4 protein-coding genes are annotated in these 7,085 nt (G+C 67.9%); all 4 read right to left on the reverse strand.

Translation table 11 applies throughout. The features are described from left to right. Positions 1 to 1,098 (reverse strand): serine hydrolase domain-containing protein (locus VFH59_RS10270; protein WP_325164798.1); only part of this gene is annotated, 1,098 nt, incomplete at its 3' end. Positions 1,099 to 1,204: 106 nt separating this feature from the next. Next, positions 1,205 to 2,413, reverse strand: coding sequence for a dipeptidase (locus tag VFH59_RS10275; RefSeq protein ID WP_325164799.1), 1,209 nt, complete (start codon positions 2,411 to 2,413; stop codon positions 1,205 to 1,207). A gap of 15 nt (positions 2,414 to 2,428) precedes the next feature. After that, positions 2,429 to 3,670: a diaminopimelate decarboxylase gene (gene lysA / locus VFH59_RS10280; protein ID WP_325164801.1), complete on the reverse strand. Its 1,242-nt coding sequence runs from the start codon at positions 3,668 to 3,670 to the stop codon at positions 2,429 to 2,431. A 199-nt stretch (positions 3,671 to 3,869) separates the two neighbouring features. After that, the gene (locus tag VFH59_RS10285; RefSeq protein ID WP_325164800.1) at positions 3,870 to 6,923 is read right to left on the reverse strand and encodes a TonB-dependent receptor; all 3,054 of its coding nucleotides are present in this window, start codon (positions 6,921 to 6,923) and stop codon (positions 3,870 to 3,872) included. Positions 6,924 to 7,085: the final 162 nt, after the last annotated feature.

Genomic DNA, 7,085 nt, shown 5'->3' on the forward strand with positions numbered 1-7,085 from the left:
GCCCAGTACGGTGCGCGCGTCCTCGGCTTCGCCGTTGATCATGAACACGAAGCCGCTCTTGCGGTCGGGCAGCAGCGCCAGCATCGAGTACATGCCGCCCAGCGTGCCGGTGTGCCAGACCACCCACTGCCCGTCCACGTCGGCCATGCGCCAGCCGTAGCCGTAGGCCATCACGTGCGTGTGATCCCAGGCGCGGCGCTGGTCGGAGACCGGGATCAGCATGTGCGGCGACTGCAGCACCTGGCGCTGGGTGGACGAGAGCCACTTCAGCTGCGCCGGCGTGGGCACGAGCCAGTTCTTCGCCCAGCGCAGCATGTCGGTGAGGTCGCAGCGGATGCCGCCGGCCGGATCGGAGGTGATCGCGGGAATGGTCGGGCCGTCCTCGCGCATGACCCGGTTGCGGCCGTCCTTGCGGTAGTGCGGCTGGGCCAAGTTGCCGACGGCATCGCGGCTCCAGGTGCCGACCTGGCAGCGCGACAGGCCCAGCGGCGCGAACACCTCGCTATGCATCAGGGTTTCATAGGGCGCGCCGGCGGCGGCCGCGGCGACTTCGCCGGCGACCACATAGAGCAGGTTGTCGTACTGGTACTGCGAGCGGAAGCTGTAGCCCGGCTCGATGTAGCGCAGGCCGTGGATGATGTCCGCCCGCGTGAAGGCATTGGGCTCGGGCCACAGCATCAGGTCGCCGCCGCCTTCGGGCAGGCCGCTGGAGTGGGTGAGCAGGTCGGCCACGCGCATGTGCCTGGTGACCCACGGGTCGGCCATACGGAAGTCGGGCAGGTATTTCGTGACCGGGTCGTCCCAGGCGAGCTTGCCCTCATCGACCAGCCGGCCGAGCAGCGCGGTGGTCATCGCCTTGCTGTTGGAGGCGATCTTGAACAGCGTTTGCGAGGTGACCGGGTGGCCCGAGCCAGCCACGGTCTCGCCACGGGTGGCGGTATAGACGACCTGGCCGTCCTCGATCACGCCGACGGCGATGCCAGGCAGGTGATAGCGGGCGACGACGGCGTCGACGATGGGGTCGTAGACCGGATTGGCCGGGCCCGCCGCGGCGCCCGGGGCCGCCAGCAGGAGCGACAGCAACAAGCCCGCACGCATCCAGCTCCTCCCCCTGCTCGCAGGGGGAGGTCGGGAGGGGGTTGTCCGGGTGTGCGCAAAGGCACCCCTCCCCAGCGTTCCCCTGTGCTGCAGGGGAGGGAGCGACTCAGTGCCGCGCATCGCGCTCGACCTCGCGCCACACGCGCAGCAGGTTGCCGCCCCAGATCTTGGCGATCTCCGCGTCGCTGAAGCCGGCGCGACGCAGCGCGGCGGTGACGTTGCGGGTCTCGCTGGCGTCCTTCCAGCCGGTGATGCCGCCACCGCCGTCGAAGTCCGAGGCAATGCCGACGTGATCGATGCCGGCGACGTCCACCATGTGGCGGATCTGCTTCACGTAGTCGTCGACGGTGGGCAGCGGGAATTTCTTCTGGATCTCCGCCATCCCCGCGGCCATCGCCGGCAGGTAGTCGTGCTTGTCGCTGTCGTATTCCTTGTCGCCGGCCGCGTGGGCGACCTCGGCCTGCAGCTGCTTCTCGGCCGCCTCGCGACCGGGGTCGTGCTTGAGGAATTCCTTGTAGGCCACGGCCTGGATCACGCCGCCCTTGGCGGCGATCGCGCGCAGCAGGTCGTCCGGCAGGTTGCGCGGATGGTCGAGCACGGCACGCGCGCCGGAGTGCGAGGCGAGCAGCGGCGCCGTCGACACCGCCAGGGCATCGCGCACGCAGGCATCGGAGGCGTGCGAGATATCGACCATCATGCCCAGCGCGTTGGCGCGCGCGACCACCTGGCGGCCGAAGTCGCTCATGCCGTGGTCCCCCTTGCTGTTCATCGGCGGCTCGCCATGCTCGGTGTCCGGCAGCGAGCTGGTGCACAGGTCGTTGTTGCCCACGTGGACCAGCCCGACGTACCGCGCACCGCGATCGTAGGCCGCGTCCAGGCGGCGCAGGTCGTGGCCGAGCGAATAGGCGTTCTCGATGCCGATCATCGCCGAGAGCAGGCCGGCCTTGCGGTTGGCCATCGCCTGCCCGGGCGAGGTCGCCAGGCGGATCCGGTCCGGATACATCATCAGCATGCGGCCGATCGCCTCGTATTTCCCCTCCGCCTGCTCGATCGCCTTGGCGTAGCCGGCCGCGTCGAGCGCGTGCTGCGGTACCCAGACCACGAAGAAGGCGGCGTTCAGCCCGCCACGCTCCATCTTGCCGAGGTCCACCAGCAGCGGCGTGGCCTTGCCGACGTCGAAGCGCGCTTCGCGCATGTAGGTGAACGGGATATCGACGTGCGTGTCGATCGTGATCGGCGGATCCTGCCGCGCGTGCGCGGGAAGCGCGACGGCGAAGGGCAGGGCGAGCAGGGCGAGGCGGGCGAGCTTAGGCATGCGCGGCGTTTCTCCTCATGGCGTGGCCCAATCGTGCGCCGGCTGTTCGCCGGCGACCATCTCCTCCAGCGTCTGCCGGCGACGGATGAGCGCATAGCGTCCCCCGTCGAGCAGCGCCTCGGCGGCGAGCGGGCGCGAGTTGTAGGTGGAAGCCATCGAGGCGCCGTAGGCGCCGGTGCCCTGGATGGCGAGCAGGTCGCCGGGTGCGCACTCGGGCAGCACGCGGGCGCGGGCAAAGGTGTCGCCGGTCTCGCAGACCGGGCCGACCACGTCGTAAGTCGCCGCCGGGCGCGTCCCGGGCGACACCGGCACGATGTCGTGCCAGGCGTCGTAGAGGCTGGGGCGCTGCAGGTCGTTCATCGCCGCGTCCAGCACGAGGAAGCGGCGCTCGCTCCCTTCCTTGATGCGCAGCACGCGGGTCAGCAATACGCCCGCTTCGGCGACCAGATAACGACCCGGTTCGAACAGCAACCTGCCGCGGTAGTCGCCCAGCGCCTCGCGGACCAGTCCGGCGTAGTCGGCGGCGCGCAGCGGCCGGTCCTCGCCGGCGCGGTAGCACACGCCGAGCCCGCCACCGAGGTCGATGCTGCGGATCGGGTGGCCCGCCCGCTCGAGTTCTCGCCAGAACGCGGCGACCCGCTCGAAGGCGAGGCGGAACGGCTCGAGCGTGAGGATCTGCGAGCCGATGTGTACGTGCAGGCCATCGAGCTGCACGTGGCTGAGCGCCTGGCGCGCGGCAAACCAGTCGCGCGCCTCGGCGATGCTCACGCCGAACTTGTTCTCCGACTTGCCGGTGGAGATCTTCGCGTGGGTGCGGGCGTCCACATCCGGGTTGATGCGCACCGCTGCGCGTGCGACGACGTCCTGCGCCTTCGCCAGCCGCTGCAGGGTGTGCAGCTCGTCCAGCGATTCGACGTTGAAGCGCGCGATGCCCACGCGCAGCGCCTCGGCGATCTCCTCGCCGCTCTTGCCGACGCCGGAGAACACGATCCGGTCGGCCGGCATGCCGGCGTTGAGCGCGCGGCGAAGCTCGCCCGCGGACACGATGTCGGCTCCCACGCCCGCCTGCGCCATGAGCTGCAGGATGGCGAGGTTCGGGTTGGCCTTCACCGCAAAGCAGATGCCGGCATCCAGCCCCGCCAGGGCGTCCTGCAGTTCGCCGATGCGACGGCGGATCGCGCCGGCGGAGTACACGTTGAGCGGCGTGCCCAGGCGTTCGGCCAACGCGTGCAGCCCGACCCCGTCGAAACACGCCATGGCACGGCCCTGCCCCTCGCCGGCCACCGCCTCCCGGGAGGTGGTGCCGTCCTCCATCGTCGTGCATGGAGCCGTGCCCTCGGGTGATTGCACGGCGCTGGTTGTCGGTTGGGTCATCGGTGGGACAGTGCGGTCCGCCGGGCCTGCCGGCGGCAAAAAAAATGGCGGCCCGGGATGACCGGGCCGCCCACGGGGAGTGTCAGAAGTCCACTGACACGGTCAACTGCGCATAGCGTGGCGACTGCAGGAACCGCTCCTTGCCGAAGTAGGGGTCGCGGTCACCCACGCCCGGTTCGAGCTCCTGGTAGACCCACACCGGCTCCTGCCGGTTCAGCAGGTTGTAGACGGCCAGCTTGGTGCGGAACGTGGCCGAGCTGAACTTGTGCTCGTAGGAAATGCTCGCGCCCAGGTCCACGAACCACGGCATGCGGCCGGCACCACCGCGCGGCGAGTGCTCGAACACGCGGTCGGAGGTGCTCCAGGTATCGCCTTCCTGCGGGTTCGGGTAGGTCTCCTCCGGCGTGCAGTTCGCGGTGCACAGGTAGTAGCTGTGATAGCTCTTCCAGTTGTACGGATTGCCCACGCCCATCGCGGTGATCGGCCCGCCCGAGTGGGCGTCCAGGGTGGCGCCGATGTGCCACTGCTCGGTCAGCGCGTAGGTGCCGCGCAGCTTGATCTGGTGGCGATGGTCGTTGGCCAGCGGGCCATTGCCGCCGAGGTTCACGAACGGATCGTCGAAGTTCTCGGTGCGGCCGGTATCGCCGAAGTTGGTGTCGGTGTTGACCGGGCCTTCCGCGTTGCCCTGGTTCCAGGACAGCGTGTAGGAGGCGTTGAACGCCCACTTGTTGTCCCAGGCGCGGTCGATCTGGAATTCCAGCGCCTTGTACGAACGCTTCGGCTTGACCCAGCCGCGCTGCGAGCCGCCGGTGGAATTGACGTACTCCCATTCGCCGTTGGTGTACTGGTAGTTGTCGTTTTCCGTCCAGTAGCCGGCCTTGGAGGTATCGATCGACACGTAGCCGTCGTCGACGCCGTCGCAATTGGTGTCACCCCAGATGGTGACTTCCTTGCCGGGGTTGGCCATCACCCAGTGGCTGGGAATACGGCCGCACGAGGTGGCGGTGATGTTGATGTCGTCGATGGCGTTGTGCAGCTTGCGGTAGATGCCGCGCACGCCCCACGACCACATCTGGTCGAGCTGCTGCTGGAAGCCCAGGATCAGTTCGTCCTGGTAGACCGGGTCCATGTCGTGGTCGACCTCGGAACGGAGGTCGCCGACCGTGCCGTCGCCCTGGTCGTTGCTGAAGCCGAACTGCGTGCCCAGCTTGGGCATCGCGTACTGCACGCCGTCATGTTCCAGGATCTCCCAGCCGTCGAAGCCGTAGAAGGTGCGCTCGTCCAGCAGCGCGCCACCCTGCTTGATGTTGATGACGTTGGCGACCGGCAGGAAATAGCGACCGACGTTGCCGAACAGCTTGGTGTTGCCGTCGCCGGTCATGTCCCAGGAGAAGCCGACCCGCGGCGACACCATGTGGTCCATCTTGATGTAGCTGCGACCGCTGGCGTCCTTGTTGTTGAAGCTCTCGTTGCGCAGGCCGAGGTTCAGCACGAAGTTGTCGTTGAGCGACCAGTTGTCTTCCAGGTAGAAGGCGTTGTTGGTCGATTCGAAGTTGCCGAAGATCTCGTAACGCCGCGCACGCACGTAGGCGGTGTAGCCGGGCGGCACCGGGTTCTCGGCATCGGGAATCGAGGCGCCCGGCGAGGTCGCCACCACGTCGTATTCGATGCCGTCCGGACCGGCGTAGCGCGAGCTCAGGTCGGAGGTGTCGCTCTCGCGGTCCACGCCGAAGCGCAGCAGGTGGTCACCCAGCGTCCACTCGAAGTCGGCGCGTGCCTGCTTGCGCAGGTCGTCGCGGTCATACACCGAGAGATTGTTGGTGCAGCCCACCGGCACGCCCGGGTCTTCCACGCCCGCGTCCCGTGTCACGTAGTTGCAGGCGGCGTCCGCGGGCGAGGCCGCCACGCTGGTGCGGTCGTTGCGGCCGTACATCAGCTTCATCGACAGGTCGTCGGTGAAGTAGGAGGTCCAGGTCAGCGCCCAGTTGCGGCCACCGTTTTCGGAGTAGGAGTCGGCGAGCTTGTCGCCGCGCGTCTTGCTGTCGAAGTCGTAGGCGTAGGTACTGGTGTCGGTGCGGTTCTTGTTGGAGAACGCCATCAGGCTGAGGATGTTGCTGCTGGTGATGTTCCAGTCGATGGTGGTGCCCCAGAAGCCGTCGTTCGACTTGCCCTTGTCGAAGCTGTTGCCGGCATCGTCGGTGTTCTGCGGGCGGATGTCGCGGCCTTCGTACATGGCGAAGAAGAACAGCTTGTCCTTCACGATCGGCCCGGACGCCCACACGTTCAGGCGGGTGGAGTCGGTCGAGTCGCGACTGCGGGTGAGGTAGCGGTCGCCATCGAGGTAGCTGTCGCGTGCGCTCGCCTCCCAGTCGCGCGGCGCCCAGACCAGCTTGCTGCCGAAGTGGAAGACATTGCTGCCCGACTTGGCCACCGCGTTGATCACGCCGCCGGTGGTGCGGCCGTACTCGACCGAATAGCCGCCGGTCTTGACCTGGAACTCCTGGTAGAAGTCGAACGGCGCCTCGGAGAAGCCGATGCGGTTGTAGAAATCGGTGACGTTGAGGCCGTTGATGTAGAACGCGTTCTCGGCCACCGAGGAGCCGCCGAAGGAGATGCCGCCGAAGCCCGCCGAACCGGGCGTCACGCCCGGCGCCAGCAGGGCGACGGCGCTGACGTTGCGCTCCACCGGAAGGCGCTGGATGTCCTGCGCGGTGATGTTCAGCGCCGACTCGGTGGAGGAGACATCCACGCCCGGCAGGATCGTCCCGCTGACGCGGATCGTCGCGAGCTCCGTGGCCTCCGCTTCACCACCGATGTCGGCCGTGGTGGCGCTGCCGAGGCTGACGGCGACCTGGACCGGCTTGCCCACCGGCGTGCCGCCGCTGGTCGCCTGCAGGGTGTAGGTGCCCACCGGGAGGAACGGGATGCGGTAGTTGCCCTGCGCATCGGCGGTGACGCTGCGGGTGAAGCCGTTCTCGGTGTTGGTGATGGTCACCACGGCGCTGGCGGCGGTGTGGCCGATGACCGATCCGTCATTGCTGCCGGCGAAGGCCGCCGGCACGGCCAGCGATGCCAGTCCGAAGCCGAGCGCCATGCAAAGCGCGGTCCTGCGGACGTTCCAAACCCTGCTGCTCATTTCCCCTTCTCCCCTCGACCCCGGGTCGATGTCAGTTGAACTGTTGGTTACTTGTAAGAACCGCCGCCTGTTGTCTGCCCCTGGCCGGCCGGTGGCTCATTTGTGGTTGCGTCCGTGCAGGAACTGCCAGTCGAAGTGGTAATCCCACTTGTCGAAATACAG

It is taken from the genome of Frateuria sp. (assembly GCF_035695185.1).
Lineage (GTDB): Bacteria > Pseudomonadota > Gammaproteobacteria > Xanthomonadales > Rhodanobacteraceae > Frateuria_A.